The organism is Phenylobacterium sp., from assembly GCF_965229015.1.
Lineage (GTDB): Bacteria > Pseudomonadota > Alphaproteobacteria > Caulobacterales > Caulobacteraceae > Phenylobacterium.
In genome coordinates this window covers 180,577-197,785 of sequence record NZ_CBDDIM010000001.1, presented here as the reverse complement: position 1 = coordinate 197,785, position 17,209 = coordinate 180,577, and the positions used below count along the sequence as shown (strand labels likewise).

The 17,209-nt window shown below is 70.0% G+C and carries 15 protein-coding genes; 5 read left to right on the top strand and 10 right to left on the bottom strand.

All coding sequences use genetic code 11. The features are described 5' to 3' along the window. Positions 1-79 precede the first annotated feature (79 nt). The 4 genes from ACO06I_RS00930 to ACO06I_RS00915 all read left to right on the top strand — a co-directional run bounded on the left by ACO06I_RS00930 (position 80) and on the right by ACO06I_RS00915 (position 5,910). Complete coding sequence (locus ACO06I_RS00930; RefSeq protein ID WP_421930761.1) at positions 80-1,069, top strand: FecR family protein; 990 nt, start codon at positions 80-82, stop codon at positions 1,067-1,069. Next, positions 1,005-3,509: a TonB-dependent receptor gene (locus ACO06I_RS00925; protein ID WP_421930760.1), complete on the top strand. Its 2,505-nt coding sequence runs from the start codon at positions 1,005-1,007 to the stop codon at positions 3,507-3,509. The genes ACO06I_RS00930 and ACO06I_RS00925 overlap by 65 nt, the downstream gene beginning before the upstream one ends. A 154-nt stretch (positions 3,510-3,663) precedes the next feature. Continuing rightward, positions 3,664-4,512 (top strand): glycosyltransferase family 2 protein, encoded by an 849-nt coding sequence (locus ACO06I_RS00920; RefSeq protein ID WP_421930759.1) that lies wholly within the window; start codon positions 3,664-3,666, stop codon positions 4,510-4,512. A 72-nt stretch (positions 4,513-4,584) separates the two neighbouring features. Next, positions 4,585-5,910 (top strand): PQQ-dependent sugar dehydrogenase, encoded by a 1,326-nt coding sequence (locus ACO06I_RS00915; RefSeq protein WP_421930758.1) that lies wholly within the window; start codon positions 4,585-4,587, stop codon positions 5,908-5,910. Here ACO06I_RS00915 and ACO06I_RS00910 read toward each other — a convergent pair. The 3 genes from ACO06I_RS00910 to ACO06I_RS00900 all read right to left on the bottom strand — a co-directional run bounded on the left by ACO06I_RS00910 (position 5,907) and on the right by ACO06I_RS00900 (position 10,038). Continuing rightward, positions 5,907-7,976 (bottom strand): TonB-dependent receptor plug domain-containing protein, encoded by a 2,070-nt coding sequence (locus ACO06I_RS00910; RefSeq protein ID WP_421930757.1) that lies wholly within the window; start codon positions 7,974-7,976, stop codon positions 5,907-5,909. The two genes, ACO06I_RS00915 and ACO06I_RS00910, sit on opposite strands and share 4 nt — an antisense overlap. Before the next feature lie 121 nt (positions 7,977-8,097). Further along, positions 8,098-8,796: an SDR family NAD(P)-dependent oxidoreductase gene (locus ACO06I_RS00905; protein WP_421930756.1), complete on the bottom strand. Its 699-nt coding sequence runs from the start codon at positions 8,794-8,796 to the stop codon at positions 8,098-8,100. A gap of 69 nt (positions 8,797-8,865) precedes the next feature. Next, the gene (locus ACO06I_RS00900) at positions 8,866-10,038 is read right to left on the bottom strand and encodes an acetyl-CoA C-acetyltransferase (RefSeq protein WP_421930754.1); all 1,173 of its coding nucleotides are present in this window, start codon (positions 10,036-10,038) and stop codon (positions 8,866-8,868) included. Positions 10,039-10,191: 153 nt separating this feature from the next. Here ACO06I_RS00900 and ACO06I_RS00895 point away from each other — a divergent pair, with 153 nt between their 5' ends. Continuing rightward, complete coding sequence (locus tag ACO06I_RS00895) at positions 10,192-10,896, top strand: FkbM family methyltransferase (RefSeq protein ID WP_421930753.1); 705 nt, start codon at positions 10,192-10,194, stop codon at positions 10,894-10,896. Here the strand turns inward: ACO06I_RS00895 and ACO06I_RS00890 are convergent. The 7 genes from ACO06I_RS00890 to ACO06I_RS00860 all read right to left on the bottom strand — a co-directional run bounded on the left by ACO06I_RS00890 (position 10,893) and on the right by ACO06I_RS00860 (position 17,194). Then, positions 10,893-11,810, bottom strand: a complete 918-nt coding sequence (locus ACO06I_RS00890; protein ID WP_421930752.1) for a hypothetical protein — start codon at positions 11,808-11,810, stop codon at positions 10,893-10,895. The genes ACO06I_RS00895 and ACO06I_RS00890 overlap by 4 nt on opposite strands. Next, positions 11,807-12,742: a glycosyltransferase family 2 protein gene (locus ACO06I_RS00885; protein WP_421930751.1), complete on the bottom strand. Its 936-nt coding sequence runs from the start codon at positions 12,740-12,742 to the stop codon at positions 11,807-11,809. Before ACO06I_RS00885 ends, ACO06I_RS00890 begins: the two co-directional genes overlap by 4 nt. Before the next feature lie 4 nt (positions 12,743-12,746). Next, entirely contained in the window at positions 12,747-13,889 is a 1,143-nt protein-coding gene (locus ACO06I_RS00880) for a GNAT family N-acetyltransferase (RefSeq protein WP_421930750.1), read from the bottom strand. A 144-nt stretch (positions 13,890-14,033) separates the two neighbouring features. Then, on the bottom strand, positions 14,034-14,528 hold the full coding sequence (locus ACO06I_RS00875) for a GAF domain-containing protein (RefSeq protein WP_421930749.1): 495 nt from the start codon (positions 14,526-14,528) through the stop codon (positions 14,034-14,036). 19 nt (positions 14,529-14,547) lie between these two features. Then, positions 14,548-15,477 (bottom strand): response regulator, encoded by a 930-nt coding sequence (locus ACO06I_RS00870; protein ID WP_421930748.1) that lies wholly within the window; start codon positions 15,475-15,477, stop codon positions 14,548-14,550. Between the two features lie 74 nt (positions 15,478-15,551). Continuing rightward, entirely contained in the window at positions 15,552-16,289 is a 738-nt protein-coding gene (locus ACO06I_RS00865) for a hypothetical protein (protein ID WP_421930747.1), read from the bottom strand. Then, positions 16,286-17,194: an aminotransferase class IV gene (locus tag ACO06I_RS00860; RefSeq protein ID WP_421930746.1), complete on the bottom strand. Its 909-nt coding sequence runs from the start codon at positions 17,192-17,194 to the stop codon at positions 16,286-16,288. Before ACO06I_RS00860 ends, ACO06I_RS00865 begins: the two co-directional genes overlap by 4 nt. Positions 17,195-17,209: the final 15 nt, after the last annotated feature.

The following is a 17,209-nucleotide window of genomic DNA, read 5'->3' as shown; positions in this document are numbered from 1 at the left end:
CGTTGAACGGGGGGCGACTCCCGGCGGTGGCGTCAGGATGTCAGGAAGGCAGTTTTACCCGCAGAAGCTGTACGGATCGATGAACCAGTCGTCGCACGAGAATCTCGACGCCGTACGCGACGCAGCCGCCGACTGGCTGATGCGCATGCGGAGGCCCGAGGTCGACGAGACCGACTGGCTGGGCTTCGAAGCCTGGCTGGAGGCCTCGCCCGCCCATCCGGCCGCCTATGACGCCGTCCTGGCTCTCTGGGAAGACCTCGACGCCGCCGCGCCGGGCCTGAAGGCCGCCCTCGATCCCGCCGGCCCGAGCGCCCGATCGCGACGTCCGCCCCCGCCCATGGGCCCGTCGCGGCGCTGGACCCTGGCCGCCGGCCTCGCCGCCGCGGCCCTGGTGGTGACCATCGTCCCGTGGCGTGACCTCGCCACCCCCACCACCATCTACGCCACCGGCAAGGGCGAGCGCCGCACCATCCTCCTGGCCGACGGGACACGCATCGATCTGAACGCGGGCTCGAGGCTCAGCGTCAGGCTCGGCGCCCACGAGCGGCGGGTGGTGATGGAGGACGCCGAGGCGGTGTTCGACGTGGCCAAGGATCCCCAGCGCCCCTTCCTGATCGCCAGCGGCGACCGGACGGTCCGTGTGGTGGGCACCCAGTTCGACGTTCGCCGGCGCGAGGGCCATCTGGCCGTCACCGTGGCCCGGGGCGTGGTGGAGGTCCGGCCCGCCGCCGACGCGGTCGGCGACACCGTCCACCTGACGCCCGGCCGCCGGCTGGACCATGTCGAGGGCTCGGCCGAGTCCCAGGTCAGGGCCGCCGCCGCCGAGGAGGTGTTCAGCTGGCGCAGCGGACGCCTGGTCTACCGCGACCGTCCGTTGCGCGAGGTGGTGGCCGATCTCAACCGCTACGTCGCCACGCCGCTGAAGGTCGCCGACGAGCGCACCGCCCAGCTGAAGTTCTCCGGCGTCCTGATAGTCGACGACGAGGACAGGGTGGTGCAGCGCCTTGTCCTGCTCGCGCCGATCGCTTCCGTTCCAGCCAAAGACGTCATACTGCTTCGCGCGCAGTAACGCGGGTCTCTGGTCGGGGAAATTCGTCATTTCGGGTCGACGTCGCGAAATTCGTTTCGCTCTGACGGGCCTCGTCCTCGCCTCCACCCTGGCGGCGGGGGCGGCTGAAGCCGCGCCGACGCGCTACCAACTCTCCATCGCCGCCAAACCCGCCTCCGAGGCGCTGATCGACCTCGCGCTCCAGGCCGGCATCTCCATCGGCGGTGTCTCGGCCTGCGCCGGACGCGCGCCGCCGATATCCGGAAGGCTGACCCTGCGCGAGGCCCTGATCCGCCTCACGGCGAGCAGACGCTGCGGCTTCGACATCATCGACGCCCAGACGGTGCGCATCCGCCCGGCGCTCACCCGGCCGGCGCGTGAGGTTCCACCGCCCCCCGCCCCGCCGATCCGGTTGGCGCAGCCGGCCCAGGTCTCCGAACTCCTGGTCACCGCCACCAAGCGGGCGGTTCCCCTCGATCGGCTGCCCGCCTCCCTCAGCCTGGTCTCCGCCGATCAGCTGGAGGCCACCGGCGCGATCGACGCGGCCGGCGCCATGCGGCAGGTGGCCGGGGTCACCATGACCAACCTGGGGGCCGGGCGGGACAAGATCCTGTTGCGGGGCCTCTCGGACGGCGCCTTCACCGGCCGCACGCGCTCCACGGTCGGCACCTTCCTCGACAACGTGCCGATCACCTACAACGCCCCGGACCCGGACCTGCGGCTGGCCGACGTCGAGGGCGTCGAGGTGCTGCGGGGCCCCCAGGGCGCGCTCTACGGCGCGGGCTCGCTCAGCGGCGTCTATCGCATCGTCACCCGCCAGCCGGACCTCGACCGGTTCGAGGGCGGCCTCCGCCTGCTGGGCGCCTGGACCCAGTCCGGCTCCCCCAGCCGCGAGGCGGAGGGCGTGATCAACCTGCCGTTGGTGAAGGAGCGGCTGGCCCTGCGGGTGGTGGCCTATCACGAGCTCCAGGGCGGCTATCTGGACGACGTCAACCTGCGCCTGTCGAACGTGGACGAGACGCTGCGGGTCGGGGGCAGGGCCGCCCTGCGGGCCCAGATCACCCCCGACTGGACGGTGACGGTGAGCGGCGCGATCCAGCAACTCGACTCCAACGACACCCAGTACACCACGCCGGGCATGGGCCTGCGCCGGGCCAACCGGGTTCGCGAGACCCACAAGAATGACTTCGGCGAGGCCGCCGTGCGCGTCAGGGGCGCCGGCGCCTGGGGTCAGTTCGAGTCCTCCACCGCCTATGTGCGCCACAGCTTCTCCAGCCTCTACGACGCCTCGGCCGCCCTCTCCCTCTACGGATCCAGCGCCGCGGACCTGGGGGTGTTCGAGGAGGCCACCAAGATCGACATGTTGGTCGAGGACGCGGTCCTCACCTCGCCCGACGAAGGGCGGTTGCAGTGGCTCGCGGGCGCCTACGCCGCCTGGAGCCTGGAACGGAGCCCTTCGGTCCTTCAGGTGCGGGGCGCCACCGGGCCTCGGCCCGTCTATCTGGAACGGCGAACCGACCGCGTCACCACCCTGGCCGTCTATGGCCAGACCTCCCTGGAGCTTGGCGGCGGCTGGACGGTGGCGGCGGGGGCGCGGGTGTTCGACATCGACCTGCGCACCAGCTCCAATGTGCAGTCGCCCCTGGTGGGCCAGACCCGGGCCTTCACCCGTAAGGACCAGTTTCGCGGCTGGTCGCCGCAGGTCACCCTGCAATACGATCTGCCGTCCGGCGGCCTGGTCTACGCCCTGATGTCGGAGGGCAACCGCGCGGGCGGGTTCAACTCCGGCGGCATCTCCGCCCCGGCGCCGTCGCGGCGGACCTACCAGCCCGATCGACTGCAGAACTTCGAGGCCGGCGCCAAGCTGCGCCTGCTGGATCGCCGCCTCGATGTGCGATCGGCGGTGTTCTACGACCTCTGGAACGACATCCAGACCGACCAGTACCTGGGCTCGGGCCTGCCCTTCACCGCCAATGTCGGGGACGGCCGCAACATCGGCCTGGAGATCGAGGCGACGCTGAAGATCACCCCGCACCTCACCGTCCTGGCCAACGCCCTGCTGAACGCGCCCAAGGTGACACGGGTCAATCGCGCCTTCGCCACCCGGGTCCAGAACCGGCTTCCCGGGGTTCCGGACGCCTCCCTCGGCGCCCAGGCGCTCTATGAGCGGCCGCTGCGCGACGGCCTGTCGCTCCTGCTCACCGGCGAGGGCGGCTATGTCGGCCGTTCGCGCCTGACCTTCGACCCCGCCCTGTCGCCGGTCATGGGGGGCTATTTCACCGGCAGGGTCTCGATCCAGCTCAAGGGGCGCGACTGGCGGATCGCGGCCTTCCTCAGCAATCCCGACAACACCGAGGGCGACACCTTCGCCTACGGCAATCCCTTCAGCTTCGGGCAGGTCCGCCAGGTCACGCCGCAGCGCCCTCGGACCCTCAGCATCCTCCTTTCAAAGAGTTTCTGACTCCGCCATCGGCCGGGGGTGAGGGCGTTCGTTGCCGGCGTCGTCATGCCTAGGAGAACGGGTGTTGGAACCGCCTGCGCAGCCGCCCCCTAGGGGCCGCCAGGGGCCATCGCCGTCGAGTGTTCTGTCACGCCGGGGGGCGGAGAGGTTCGTGATGACCAGACTGTCGGCGCTCGTGTGCGTCCACGATGAAGAGGCGCGGCTCGCCGATTGCCTCGGCCGGCTGGACTTCTGCGACGAGATCGTCGTGGTGGCCGACCGTTGCTCCGACCGGTCCGAAGCGATCGCCCTGGAATACGGCGCGCGCCTGGTGAGCGGCAGCTTCCCCCTCGAGGGTCCCCGCAAGGAGGCCGGAGTCGCGGCCTGTTCGGGCCAATGGATCATCGAGATCGACGCCGACGAATGGGTCAGCCCCCAGCTGGCCCAGGAGATCCGCGCCACCGTGGAGACCCTCGTCGCCGGCGACTACTTCCAGATCCCAGTGGACAACTATGTCGGCCATCGGCTGGTGCGCCAGGGCTGGGGCGGGTCCTTCGGCACCTCCTCCGTCGCCCGGCTCTATCGCAACGGCGCCAAGCACTGGAAGAGCCAGCGGGTCCATCCCGGCGTCACCTTCACCGGGGCGCTGGCGGGGTCGCTGAAGACCCCGATCAAGCACGTGGTGGATGACGACATCGGCGACATGATCGATCGCCTCAACCGCTACACCGCCCTGCGCGCCCAGGATCTGGCCGACCTGGGGGAGCCCGGGAGCGTCGGCGACAACGTGTTTCGCGGCGTTCGGCGCTTCTACAAGTGCTTCGTCTCCCGCAAGGGCTATCGCGAGGGCGAGCTCGGCTTCCTGATCGCCCTGATGGCCGCGATCTATCCGGTGCTGTCCTGCCTGCGGGCGCGCGAGATTCTCGCCGTCCGCGCCCTGGGCGCCGAGGACTCGCTGGTGGAACTGCGCCCCGGCGACCTGCGCCGCGCCGCGCCCAGGGCCCGGCATGAAGCCGCGGCCTAGGCTGGCGGTGTGCTAGACTGAACCCGGTTCCCCGCCGCGCATTAGGGCAGCGTGGGGATTTGGGAGACGTCCATGCGTTCGGTTCTATTGGCTTCCGCGATCTCGGCGCTCGGCCTGACGGCCTGCAGCCAGGGCGCAGCCGGCCCCTTCGTGGGCTTCGGACCCAAGCCTGACCTGCCGACACCGACCAAGAGCGTCCTGCCGACGGTCCATGTCGCCAAGTTCGTCGGCTGGCCCAAGGGCGCGGCGCCCGTCGCGCCGCCCGGCTTCGTGGTCACCAAGTTCGCCGACGGCCTCGATCATCCCCGCTGGCTGCTGGTCCTGCCCAATGGCGACGTGCTGGCCGCGGAGTCGGCGTCGGAGCCTGCCAAGCCCCAGGGCTTCCGCGACTGGGTCGCCCAGATGATCCAGAAGCGCGCCGGCGCCCTGGAGGAAAGCCCCAACAAGATCATGCTGCTGCGGGATTCCGACGGCGACGGCGTGGCCGACACCAAGGCGATCTTCGCCCAGGGGCTGAAGCGGCCGTTCGGCATGGCCCTGGTGGGGAACATCCTCTACGTGGCCAACGACGACTCCATCGTCAGCTTCCCCTATGCCGACGGCCAGACCCAGGTCTCGGGCCCGGGCGTGAAGGTCTTCGACCTGCCCGGCGGACCGATCAACCACCACTGGACCAAGACCATCATCGCCAGTCCCGACGGCCAGAAGCTCTACGCCACCGTCGGCTCCAATTCGAACGTCGGCGAGAACGGTATCCCCGCCGAGGCCGGCCGCGCCCAGATCGTCGAGTTCACCCTGCCCGAGGGGCCCAGCCGGCCCTACGCCACCGGCCTGCGCAACCCCAACGGCATGGACTGGGAGCCGGTGACCGGGAAGCTGTGGACCGCGGTCAACGAGCGCGACGAGATCGGCAACGACCTGGTCCCCGACTACATGACCAGCGTCACCCCCGGCGCCTTCTATGGCTGGCCCTACAGCTATTACGGCCAGCACGTGGACGTCCGGGTCAGCCCGCAGCGGCCCGATCTGGTGGCCAAGGCCATCGCGCCCGACTATGCGCTGGGCCCCCACACCGCCTCCCTCGGTCTGACCTTCTACAAGGCCGACGCCTTCCCGGCCGCCTACAAGGGCGGGGTCTTCATCGGCCAGCACGGGTCGTGGAACCGTCGGCCCCTGAACGGCTATCGGGTGGTCTTCATCCCCTTCAAGGACGGCAAGCCCGCGGGCCCGCCCCAGGCCTTCCTGACCGGTTTCCTCAATGCCCAGGGGGAGGCGCAGGGCCGCCCCGTGGGCGTGGCGGTGGACAAGACCGGCGCCCTCCTGGTGGCCGACGACAGCGGCGACGCCGTCTGGCGGGTGGCCAACGCGACCCCGCCGCCGGCCGCGCCGAAGCCCTAGAAGCTCTTGCGCAACCGGATGTTCCAGGTCCGGCCCCAGCGCAGGTCGCGCACGTCGGTATAGGCCAGCGCGCTGCGGTCGCGGGGCCCGGCATAGACCTCGCGGATCCGCTCGGCGCTGCGCTCGGTGAGGTTCATCAGCTCCACACGGAGGCTGAGGTCGGGCCGGGGCTTGTACTCTCCGAACAGGGTGACCCAGGTGTCCAGCTTGCGGGTTTCGATCTCCGACAGGCGGTAGGCGCGGTCGCGCCAGCCATAGGCGTCGTTGGCGTTGGAGCCGCCCTTGTTGACGTCGATCCCCCAGTTGGACTTCAGACGCGGCAGATCCTGGCTGAAGTGAAGGTCCCACTCCATGTGGCGCAGGCCGGAGATCTCGCGGGGCTTCAGGGTCAGGGGATCGGTGACCTCCGACCGCCGCCAGACCGCCTGGGCCTTGAGCTGCGCGGCGGGAATGTGGAACCGCTCCAGGGGCACGCTGAGGCTGGCCTGGATTTCGTCCTTGGTCCCCTCGCCGATATTGCCGGGCGCGTCGGCGACGCTGCCGCCGGGGCCGAAGATGGGCGCCCGGTCGATGACGTCGGTGAGCGCGTAGTGGCGCAGGGTCAGGACGGCGGCCCCGCTCTTCCAGAAGCGCTGCTCCACCGCCGCCTCGGTCACCCAGGCCTGCTGTGGCGACAGGTCGGGATTGCCGGCGATCACCGTGCCGGTGTTGGCCACCGAGGACGGGGCCACGAAGTCGTCGAAGTTGAGCTGCCCCACCTCCCGCTCGAAGCGGAAGCGCAGCTGGGTCGTGGGGCTGACCGACCAGGTCACCGCCAGGCGCGGCTTGGTGAAGGACAGCGACTTCTCCAGGACCAAATCGCCCTCCGACGTGATGGTCGAGCCCTCCTGGCGCAGGCCGGCCTCCACCGATAGCTGGGCGGTGGGCCGCCAGGTGGCGGTGGCGAAGACCTCGCCGCGTTTCTCCGTCACCAGGACGCTGGCGGCCGGCAGCCTGACCTTCACCCCGTTCTGGAAAAGCGTCGTGGTGTTGTCGAGCTTGTTGTAGGCCCCCTCCCCGCCGACTTCCCAGGCGAGGGTCGCGCTCTGGGAAAACCGCAAATGGGTGCGGCCGACGCTCTCGGTGGTCTTGCGGTCGCCCTCGAACTTCCGGACCAGGTTGGCGGCCTCGAAGCGCGACTTGGTGTCGTTGTTGTTCCACTGCTGGAAGGCCACGGCCTCCAGGGCGAGGCGCGGAGTCAGGGCGCGGGTGTAGCGACCGCCGACCTCGGCCTGTAGCCGATCCTGAGTGTCGTATTGGTACTCGCGGCCGCCGGGAAAGCGCAGGCGGTCGGTGATCTCGGCCGAATAGGGATTGAGCATGTAGGCGGCGTTCAGGCGCAGCTTTCCGCCCGCCAGAGGGGTCTCGAAGGCGCCCGTGTTCCAGATCCGCAGACCCTTCCCGTCGGCGTCGACGTCGGAGAGGATCAGGACCGAGCCGTCGGGCGCCCGGCGGATACGGCGGCCGTCGCCCAACTGATCGTCCGGACCATAGCCGAGGACGAAGGCCGCTTCCGCCGCCCGTCCGCCGGCCCAGCGCCACTGGCCCTCCACCCGCGCGCTGCCGAGGGTCCGCCCGTCATAGAGCAGATAGGCGCCGAGCGTGGTCGCGCCGCGGAATCCCGCCGTGGACTTGCGCACCACATTGGCGATCACGGTCCGCCCCTGCATGTCGATGCCCGGCGCGCCGCCGCGGATCAGGTCGACATGGGCCACGGCCGAGGCTGGGATGCGCTTGAGGATCTCGTCCAGGGCGTCGTTCTTCGCCACCGCCGGCTCGCCGTCGATCAGCACGTTGCCGCCCGAGCCCGCCAGGCCGCGAACCACCGTCCCCTTGTCGAAGGAGAAGCCGGGCACCCGGATGACCATGTCATAGGCGGTGGAGGGCGAGGCCTCCGCGAAGAAGCTGGCGGGATAGGCCAGCACCCCGCTCTCGGCCGCCGCCCGCCCGGGCGCCGGCGATGCGGGGACCGAGGGCTCCCCGGCGGCCAGCGCGGCCGCAGCCGCGGCGATCATCAGCATACTCATCGCGCCGCCCCTCCCCAGGAACCAGAAGGTTCTGGCTTACTTCGTAAGCCCTCGCCACCCGCCTTGATGTCGATGGCGCGATTCGATCCGGCGTGCGGCTTTGACGTAACGCGCGCGGCGGTCAGACGCGGCCGGTGACCGGAATGAGCGCGCCCGTGACGGCGCTGGCGGCGTCGGACGCCAGGAACAGGATCACGGCGGCCAGCTCGTCGGGCGTCACCCAACTGGCGAAGTCGGCCTTGGGCATGTCGGCCCGGTTGGTGGGCGTGTCGATGATCGAGGGCAGGACGGCGTTGACCGTCACCTGGCCCTTCAGCTCCTCGGCCAGGCTTTCCGTCAGGCGATGGACGCCCGCCTTGGAGGCGGCGTAGGCGCCCATGCCGGCCCCGGCCTTCACCGCGCCATTGGCGCCGATATTGACGATGCGCCCGGCCGTGCTGGCCTTCAGGTGCGGGATGGCCGCACGGCTGGCGTTGGCGGCGGTCTTGACGTTCATGGCGTAGAGCCGGTCCCAGACCGCCGGATCGCCCTCGGCCAGGGTCTGCCAGGCGAAGCCGCCGGCGACATTGATCAGGGCGTCCAGACCGCCGAACCGGGCGGCGGCCTCATCCAGGGCCGCCTTCGCGCCGGCGGGATCGGTGAGATCGACGCCCGGCAGCGCCAGGGCGTCCGGCCCGCAGGCCTCCAGCAGCCCTTCGGGCGTGGTCTTGGAAAAGTCGATGAGGGCGACCTTGGCCCCCTGCCCGGCAGCGGCCCTGGCGACGGCGGCCCCGAGGATGCCGTAGGCGCCGGTGACGGCGACGATGCGTGGCTGGCTCAAGTCAGTCCCCCATTCAGCGAGGCTTCCTTCTCCCGCACGGGGGGAAGGAAGCCAAGCCGATTGAGCGGACTAGAGGCGTTCGACGATGGTCACATTGGCCATGCCGCCGCCTTCGCACATGGTTTGCAGGCCGTACTTGCCGCCGGTGGATTCCAGGGCGTTCAGCAGGGTGGCCATCAGCTTGGTGCCCGAGGCGCCGAGCGGGTGGCCCAGCGCGATGGCGCCGCCGTTGACGTTGATCTTCTCGCGCGGCACGCCCAGCGACTTCATGTAGGCGACGGGCACCGAGGCGAAGGCTTCGTTGACCTCGAACAGGTCGATGTCGTCGACCGTCATGCCGGCGCGCTTCAGGGCGCGTTCGGTGGCCGGCAGCGGGGCTTCCAGCATGATCACCGGGTCATGACCGAGCAGGCTCATGTGATGGATGCGGGCCAGCGGCTTCACGCCCAGGTCCTTCAGCCCCTTTTCCGAGACGATCATCACGCCGGAGGCGCCGTCGCAGATCTGGCTGGAGGAGGCCGCCGTCAGGACGCCGTCCTCGCGCAGGAGCTTCACGCCCTTGATGCCCTCGAGGCTGGCTTCGAAGCGGATGCCCTCGTCGACGGTGTGCAGGGTCTTGTTACCCTCGGCGTCGGTCACCTCGATGGCGACGATCTCGTTCTTGAAGGCGCCGGCCTGGGTGGCGGCGATGGCGCGCTGGTGGGACTGGAAGCTGAACTCGTCCATCTGATCGCGGCTCAGGCCGTACTTCTTGGCCACCATCTCGGCGCCGACGAACTGGCTGAACTGGATGTTGGGATACTGCTCCTGGATGCCCGGGCTCATATAGGTGCCAAAGCCGTTCTGGGCCGGCAGGGCGGCCGACAAGCCCATGGGCACGCGGGTCATGCTCTCGACGCCGGCGGCGATGACGATGTCCATGGTGCCGCTCATCACGGCCTGGGCCGCGAACTGCAGGGCCTGCTGCGAGGAGCCGCACTGGCGGTCGACGCTGGTGCCCGGGACGCTCTCGGGAAGGCGCGAGGCCAGGACGGCGTTGCGGCCGACATTGATCCCCTGCTCGCCCACCTGGCCGACGCAGCCCATGATCACGTCCTCCACCAGGGCCGGGTCGGCCTTGGTGCGGTCGATGAGATCATTGAGGACATTGGCGGCCAGATCGACCGGATGCCAGTCCTTCAGTTTGCCACCCTTGCGGCCGCCGGCCGTGCGTGAGGCCGCGACGATATAGGCTTCGCCCATGGTTCCGCTCCCTTTGGAATTGCGCGTCTGACGCGTCGACGGGCACTCTAGGCGGGCGCCGTCACGGAAGCCAACCGGGCCCCCGACACGGCTAGATTACAGCGTCGGCGAAATAGGCCACAAGCACCACCACAAGCCCGCGGAGCCGACCCGATGTCCCTGAAGCGCCGTGTCGATTTCCTGGCCCACCTTCTGAAGGCCACGCTCCGCCAGCATCATCGGGAGCTGGTCCCGGTGTTCGGCCCGCACATCCCGGCCCAGGGCGTGGTGATCGATGTCGGCGCCCACGCCGGCCAGTTCTCCAAGCTGTTCGCCCGGATGGCGCCCCAGGGCCAGGTCTACGCCTTCGAGCCCTCGGCCTATGCCCGCTCGATCCTGACGCGATCCCTGGCCTTCAACCGGCTCACCCATGTGAAGGTGATCCCCATGGGCCTGTCCGACGCCCCCGGTGAGCTGATCCTGCACACCCCGATCAAGGCCCGCGGCGGCCTCGGCTTCGGCATCGCCCACTTCGGCGAGGACGGCCAGGATGCTCGCGACACCATGGACCAGGTGGTCGCCCTCACCACCCTGGACGCCTTCGCCCAGGCCGAGGGCCTGACGCGCCTGGACTTCCTGAAGGCCGACGTCGAGGGCTGGGAGGTCAATGTCCTGAAGGGCGGCCTGAAGACCTTGGCGAGGTACAGGCCCGCCCTCTTCCTGGAAGTCTCCGACGCGTCCCTGGCGCGGGCCGGCGCCCACCCCACCGACATCTGGGACATCCTGCGCCCCATGGGCTACCGCGCCCTCAAGGCCCCGGACTTCGTGGCGGTGGACGGCTATGCCGGGGTCGAGGACTACCTGTTCGTGGCCGACTAGACCGGCAGCAAGGCCCCCAGCCGCTCGCCGTCCAGCCTGAAGCTGGTGGGCAAGACGCGCGGGTTGGGCTTCTGCAGCTTCAGCGCCTTGGCGCCGCGCGCCACCGCCAGCTTGCCCAGGGCGCCGGGGGTGAACCCCTGCTGGATGCGCGGGCGCCGCGCGCCGAGCCGGCGGCGCAGGACGCCGTTGGCGTAGATGACGTTGGCCCGCATCAGGGCCTCGGGCGTCATGAATTCGATGGACAGCGAGACGTTCAGCATCGGGCCGTTCTCGATCCGGTGCGGGGCGTTCTGGGCCCAGGTGACCATCTTGCCGGGCGTCAGGTCATGGACCTCCGCCCCCTTGTCCCATTCGGGATCGAAGGCGAACTGCTCGGCGGTCTCCCGCAGGACGATCTTCTCCAGGGCCTCGTCGCCCACATAGGGGTCGGCCACCGGATAGACCCAGACCCGCTTCTGGCCCCGCAGCTGCCAGAGGGACACCAGGGGCACGTCGAGGTGGTAGAAGACCTGGGCGTTGGCCGAGGAGATCAGCATGCCCAGGTCGTGCTTGAAGGTCCGCAGGCCCGGGACGTGGGCGTGCTTCTCGGCGAAGATCTCGTCCCCCAGCCTGGCATATTCGGGCAGGTGCAGGTTGGTCTGCCGCAGGTTCAGCCAGATGCGCCCCGACTGGGCGGCCTCCAGCAGCCGCGAGCCCGACAGGGTCCCGGCCGTGCCCCGCCGCCAGGTGGTCCAGGCCACGGGGTCCTCGCCCATGGTGAAGACTCCCATCTGGTCGCGCGGATAGCGGTCCAGCAGTTCCTCGAGACCCTCGTCCTTGAACATCGGCCGTTCGTGCAGGCCGTGCTCGAAGGCCAGGTTCGCCTTGGTGAAGGCGGCGCCCTTCTCGGGCGTCCAGTCGGTGATGATGCTCATGTCGGAGCCCTCAGGCCGTAGAAGTGAATCTTGAAGGGACCCCACCACAGGGTCTTGCCCAGGCCGCGGGCCGCGCGGTCCAGGGTGAAGGCGAAGCGCGGACTGCGGACCAGCCATTGCAGGCCCGCCAGCAGGCCGTAGACGCCGGCCTGGGCCACGCCGATGGCCATCCAGCGGGCCACGCCCAGGCGGTCGGGCGGGGTGCTGATGGCGCAGTGGGCCGAGGGCCCCTGCCCGTAGGCGAAGGCCCGCGCGATCGTGTAGTCCAGGGTCAGGCGGCTGGGCACGGGATCTTCCCAGACCCAGGCCTCCGGCGCCCAGGCGAACCGCGCGCCCCTGGCCTTCATGCCGCCGAACAGCAGATCGTCCTCGCCGCCGATATGGTTGCGGATGGCCGAGAAGGGAGCCTTGGGATCGGGCAGGCTGGCGCGCCTCAGCAGGGAGCAGCCGCAGCCGTAATAGTGGTCGATGGGCCCCTCCGCCGGCCCGTCGCCGAGCCGCGAGAAGAACCATTCCAGATAGGCGCGGTGCTTGCCGACCCCGGCCGGGGCGCGGCCCCGGACCGGGCCGAACACCACATCGGCGTCGTGCTTGGCCTGGACCGCCAGCAGGGCGGCCAGCCAGCCGGCCGGCGCCTCCTCGTCGTCGTCCAGGAAGGCGATGAAGTCGCCGCGGGCCGCGGCCATGGCGGCGTTGCGGGCGTTGGCGACGCCGGGCTCGGCCTCGTGGACATAGACCACCGGGAACGGGGCTTCGGCCGCCAGGCTCTCCACCAGGGCCTGGGCCGAGGGAACCTGGTCATTGTCCACCACCACCAGCTCCAGGGTCGCGGGGTCCACCCCGGCCTGGGCGAAGGTCGAACGCGCGGCCGTGGCCAGTCCGTCCAGGCGACGCTGGGTGGGAATGATCAGGCTGACGCGCGGCGCGGGCATGGGATCAGGCGACTTCCATCTCGCCCGAGGCGCGGCGGGTGCGGCTGCCGATGGCCTGGACCACGCCGCGGGCGCGGCCGGCGAAGGACAGTTCCGTGCTGGCGATGATGTCCAGGCGGCGGCGGAGCTTGCCCACCGCGCCCTGGCCATGGGCGCCGGCCAGGCTCCAGGCCTGTTCCGACATCTGAGCCGCGCGGCCGCCGAGATTGGCGGCGGTGGCCACGCCCTCGCCGATGGTGCGGATGGAGAGCGCGTAGGGCCGCTTGTAGTGCTCGTGGCCGGGGCCCAGGTCGTAGGTGGTGAGACCCATCTCGGTCATGGCCGCGATGGCCCGACCCAGGAAGACCTGACCCGGGGACCAGGCGGCCAGCTCCGGATCGGTCGAGGCGATCCACGGATGGTAGACCCCGCCCTGGCGGATGCCGAAGTGGCCCGCCACCAGCCGGTCGCCGGCGTAGAGGGTGACCATCAGGCCCTGGAACGCGCCGTCCTGATGCTCGAACAGCGCCTGCAGCAGGTCCCGCGTCCAGACCGGGTTGAGGAAATCGTGAGCGCCGGTGCGGGCCAGTTGCTCGCGCTTCCAGCGGAGCAGGGTGTCGAAGGCGGCCTGATCGCGGTCCGCGCCCTTGATGGCCAGGGCGCCGACCTCGCGGTCCAGCTTGTGGTCCAGGCGGCGATAGTTCTTGAAGCGCTTGGGGCTGGCGGCGCGCAGGGCCTCCAGATAGGCCTCGGCGGTGGACTCCAGCTCGATGACGAAGCTCTCGCGCTCCGAGGCCACGAAGCCGGAGAAGGCGCGGTTGGGATCGGTCAGGCCGGTGAAGCGGTAGACCGACAGCCCGGCCGCGGCCAGGGCCTCGTCGGCGTCCAGGCCCTGTTCGGAGACCAGGCCGTGATAGTCCGACAGCGGCGCGCCGATGGGCCGCGCGAAGCTTCCGGGGCGGCGGTGATAGGCCAGGAAGCCTGCGGTCCGGCCCGGCCAGCGCCAGACGGTCACCCGGGCGTCGGGCCGCACGGCCCCCACCGCGAGGGCGAAGTCGGGACCCATCAAGGGATTGGCGAATTCGGGACGGCTGGCGCACAGGGCGCGCCAGGTCTCGATATCGGCCTGCGGCAACGCGCTCGGATGGAAGGTCTCGGCGGTCAGCATGGTCTCAAGCCCTAGCTCATCCCGGTTAGGGAAAGGTGGACCGCGCGCTGCAATCCACGTGCCTTGAGACGTGTGCCGTTTCGCGCCAGGCGCGATTTGAACGGGGAGAGGAAAGATGGAAGCCCGCCCGCGTCCCGGCTCCCGCTAGCTGAAGGCGGCCTTCAGAATCGTCTCCAGCCCGGCGGCGTCGACCTCGTCGAAGGCGGCCGGCTCGGTCGCGTCGACGTCGAAGACCGCGATCAGCTCGCCCTGCGCATCGAACACGGGGACCACCACCTCGCTGGCCGAGCGACCGTCGCAGGCGATGTGTCCCGGGAAGGCGTGGACGTCGGGCACAAGCTGGGTCTGGCCGGTCGCCGCCGCGGCCCCGCAAACCCCGCGTCCGTAGGCGATGCGCAGGCAGCCCAGGGAGCCCTGGTACGGGCCCACCACAAGCTCGCGCTCCTTGTCGGGATCGACGACGTAGAAGCCGGTCCAGAAATAGTGGTCGAAGCTGGCGGCGAGCATGGAGGCGATGGTCGCCATCCGCGCGGTGCGGTTCGGCTCGCCGTCCAGCACCGAGGCGATCTCCTGCGCCACGGTCGCGTAGCGCGCGGCCTTGTCGTCGGGCAGGGTCAGGTCGTTGAAGGCTTCGGCCATGGCGGCCTTATATAGCCAGCTAGCCGATCGCCACCAGCCGCCGCGCGCTCTTGCGGCTGACCACGGCCTCCAGATTGCGGCCGATGCGGTCGGCCTCGGTCGGGTCCATCTCGGTCTGCGACAGCAGGTTGCGGATGGCGTCGAAGTGAATCTCGATCACCGCCGGATCGCAGGCGTCGGGCCCGCCCATGGCGTCCACATAGGCGATCATGGACTGCGAAGCCCGCTCCACGGTCTTGTCGCGCACCTGGCGGGCGCGGAAGGTGGTGTGCTGCATGACCCGGTAGATCATCTGCAGGGTGGAGCGATCCACCCCGCCCCGGGCCGAGATCAGGCGGCGCATGGCCTCCAGCTCGACGCTGATGGTCTCGCGGGCCACCTCGCGCTCGACCTCGTCGGCCACCTCGTCGGGATCGCAGGTGCGGCGCAGGGGGCCCGAATAGTTCAGCTCCACCTTCCGGCGGCGGTCGGGGCCGACATAGGCCTCGCTGATGATGAAGGGCCGCGGCCGGCGCAGGACCAGCTGGATGCGCGAGAGGATCGCCGCCGGGGTGAAGGGCTTGATCACGAACTCATTGACCCCGGCCAGGCGGGCGATCTGCACGTCGCGCTCGCTGCGCTGACCGGTCACCATGATCACCGGGACCTCCGGATTGGGCACCAGGGGGTCGGGATAGATGGCCGCGCGGCGGACCGAGCGGACCAGTTCCAGCCCGTCCATCACCGGCATCTTGCAGTCGGTGAAGATCATGTGCGGGCAGCGGTGGCGCAGCAGTTCGCGGGCCCTTTGGCCGTCCGTGGCGGTATAGACCTCCCCGACCCCGCCCGCCCGAAGCACGTCGGTGATCAGACGCAGGGTGTTGGAGTGATCGTCCACGACCAAGACCTTGAGGCCCGACAGATCGTCAGGCGTCAGGTTCGAACTTGGCAGCAGTCGTTGAGAGCTCATTCGCCCCGAAATCCCCACACCTTCGGCGAACATGATCGCTGAGCGTTGAGATCAGGTTTATGGCCAAGCCGATTTCAGAAGGTGAGACGATGGGCCGCCAGGGCCTCGTAGTGGGGCCGCGCCTGGTCGGCGAGACGCCGCAGATCCTCGCCGAGGGCGGGTGGCCGCGCGGCCCCGGGCGGCTCGAAGCCCGTGGAACGCTCCACCGCATCGTACCAGGCCGGCGCCCAGACTCCATCGGTGTCGCGTGGCCCGGCCGGCCAGCTCAGCATTTCACGCCGGAACGGAATGGAGAGCGCATCACACAGCAACGTCAGCATCCGCTCCGGATCGGCCAGCACATCGCGCCCTTCCACCACCGGCGGGGCGCGGCCCAGGCGGTCGGCCTCGCGGTCGAACAGCTCACGCTGCCGCACCACCCCGATGTCGGACAGGGTCACCTCGGCGCGCTTGACCGCGTAGGAGGCCAGGACGGCGGCAGGGTCGCGGATCAGGAAGGCGCTGACGCAGGCGGCCGTCCAGTCCAGGTCGAAGCCCTCCGCCATGTGGTGGGTCATGTGCTTCTGGTAGAAGACCGCCTTCCCGCCCGGCGCGGGGCCGGCCATGGCGGCGGCCACCTCGCGCCAGTCCTGGGGCTGGGACGCCAGGACCTCATCGCGCATCGGGTGGTCCAGACCGGTGACGGCCAGGTAGGCCGCGTAGAAGGGCTCATCCACGACAGCGGTGTCGGGACGGTTCTCGAAGCTGCGCATCATGGCCGTGGAGATGTTGCGCGGCCCCGACCACATGGCGATGCGCACGGGCTCCGTCATGCGACCTGGGCGTCCTTAAGCGCCTCGTAGGCCGCCCGCAGCAACCTCGTCACCGGCCCCGGCAGGGCGGCCGGCAGAACATGGCCATCGATCTCCCGGACCGGGGTCAGGCCGCCGAAGGTGCCGGTGACGAAGGCCTCGTCGGCGTCATAGACATCGTCCAGGACGAAGTCCCCCAGCGTGATGGGAATTCCCTTTGCGCGGCACAGGGCGATGACATTGGCCCGGGTGACGCCGTTGAAGCAGAAGTCGCCGGTGGAGGTCATCACCCGCCCGTCGCGGACGAAGAAGAAGTTGGTGGCGTTGCAGCTGGAGACGAAGCCGCCGGGGTCCAGCATCAGGGCCTCGTCGCAGCCGGCCTCGATGGCCTGCAGCAGGGCGGTGATCAGGTTGAGCCGCGAGTGGGAGTTCAGCCGCATGTCGAACATCTCGGCCGGCGTGCACAGGATGCTCGAGGTGAACAGCGACAGGCCGCGGGTGACGATCTCCGGGCTCGGCGACTTGTACTCCGCCGTGATCACGATGGTCGGCTTGCCCAGCCAGTTGCGCGGGTCCTGGTTGGCGGCGGCCTTCTCGCCCCGGGTGATCATCAGGCGCAGGTGCGCCCCATCGGTCATGCCGTTGCCGTCCAGCAGCTTCCAGATCTCGGCGGTGAGCTGCTCGCGGGTCAGGCCGATGTCCAGGGCGATGGCCTTGAGGCCCGCATAGAGCCGGTCGAGGTGGGCCTCGAGGAACAGCAGCGCGCCCTTGTGCAGGCGCAGGCCCTCCCAGACCCCGTCCCCCAGGACGAAGCCCGCGTCGAACACCGAGACCTTGGCGTCCTCGCGCTTGACGAGATCGCCATTGAGATAGAGGCGCGCCGCCGCGTTGCGCGGATCGACGGCGAAATCCTGACTGCCTGCCATGGCGTGAAGTTGTAC

Excerpts from the sequence above, each read along its gene's own strand:
- ACO06I_RS00930 (WP_421930761.1), top strand. The coding sequence starts at position 80 with ATGAACCAGTCGTCGCACGAGAATCTCGACGCCGTACGCGACGCAGCC.
- ACO06I_RS00920 (WP_421930759.1), top strand. The coding sequence starts at position 3,664 with ATGACCAGACTGTCGGCGCTCGTGTGCGTCCACGATGAAGAGGCGCGG.
- ACO06I_RS00915 (WP_421930758.1), top strand. The coding sequence starts at position 4,585 with ATGCGTTCGGTTCTATTGGCTTCCGCGATCTCGGCGCTCGGCCTGACG.
- ACO06I_RS00910 (WP_421930757.1), bottom strand. The coding sequence starts at position 7,976 with ATGAGTATGCTGATGATCGCCGCGGCTGCGGCCGCGCTGGCCGCCGGG.
- ACO06I_RS00900 (WP_421930754.1), bottom strand. The coding sequence starts at position 10,038 with ATGGGCGAAGCCTATATCGTCGCGGCCTCACGCACGGCCGGCGGCCGC.
- ACO06I_RS00895 (WP_421930753.1), top strand. The coding sequence starts at position 10,192 with ATGTCCCTGAAGCGCCGTGTCGATTTCCTGGCCCACCTTCTGAAGGCC.
- ACO06I_RS00890 (WP_421930752.1), bottom strand. The coding sequence starts at position 11,810 with ATGAGCATCATCACCGACTGGACGCCCGAGAAGGGCGCCGCCTTCACC.
- ACO06I_RS00885 (WP_421930751.1), bottom strand. The coding sequence starts at position 12,742 with ATGCCCGCGCCGCGCGTCAGCCTGATCATTCCCACCCAGCGTCGCCTG.
- ACO06I_RS00880 (WP_421930750.1), bottom strand. The coding sequence starts at position 13,889 with ATGCTGACCGCCGAGACCTTCCATCCGAGCGCGTTGCCGCAGGCCGAT.
- ACO06I_RS00875 (WP_421930749.1), bottom strand. The coding sequence starts at position 14,528 with ATGGCCGAAGCCTTCAACGACCTGACCCTGCCCGACGACAAGGCCGCG.
- ACO06I_RS00870 (WP_421930748.1), bottom strand. The coding sequence starts at position 15,477 with ATGAGCTCTCAACGACTGCTGCCAAGTTCGAACCTGACGCCTGACGAT.
- ACO06I_RS00865 (WP_421930747.1), bottom strand. The coding sequence starts at position 16,289 with ATGACGGAGCCCGTGCGCATCGCCATGTGGTCGGGGCCGCGCAACATC.
- ACO06I_RS00860 (WP_421930746.1), bottom strand. The coding sequence starts at position 17,194 with ATGGCAGGCAGTCAGGATTTCGCCGTCGATCCGCGCAACGCGGCGGCG.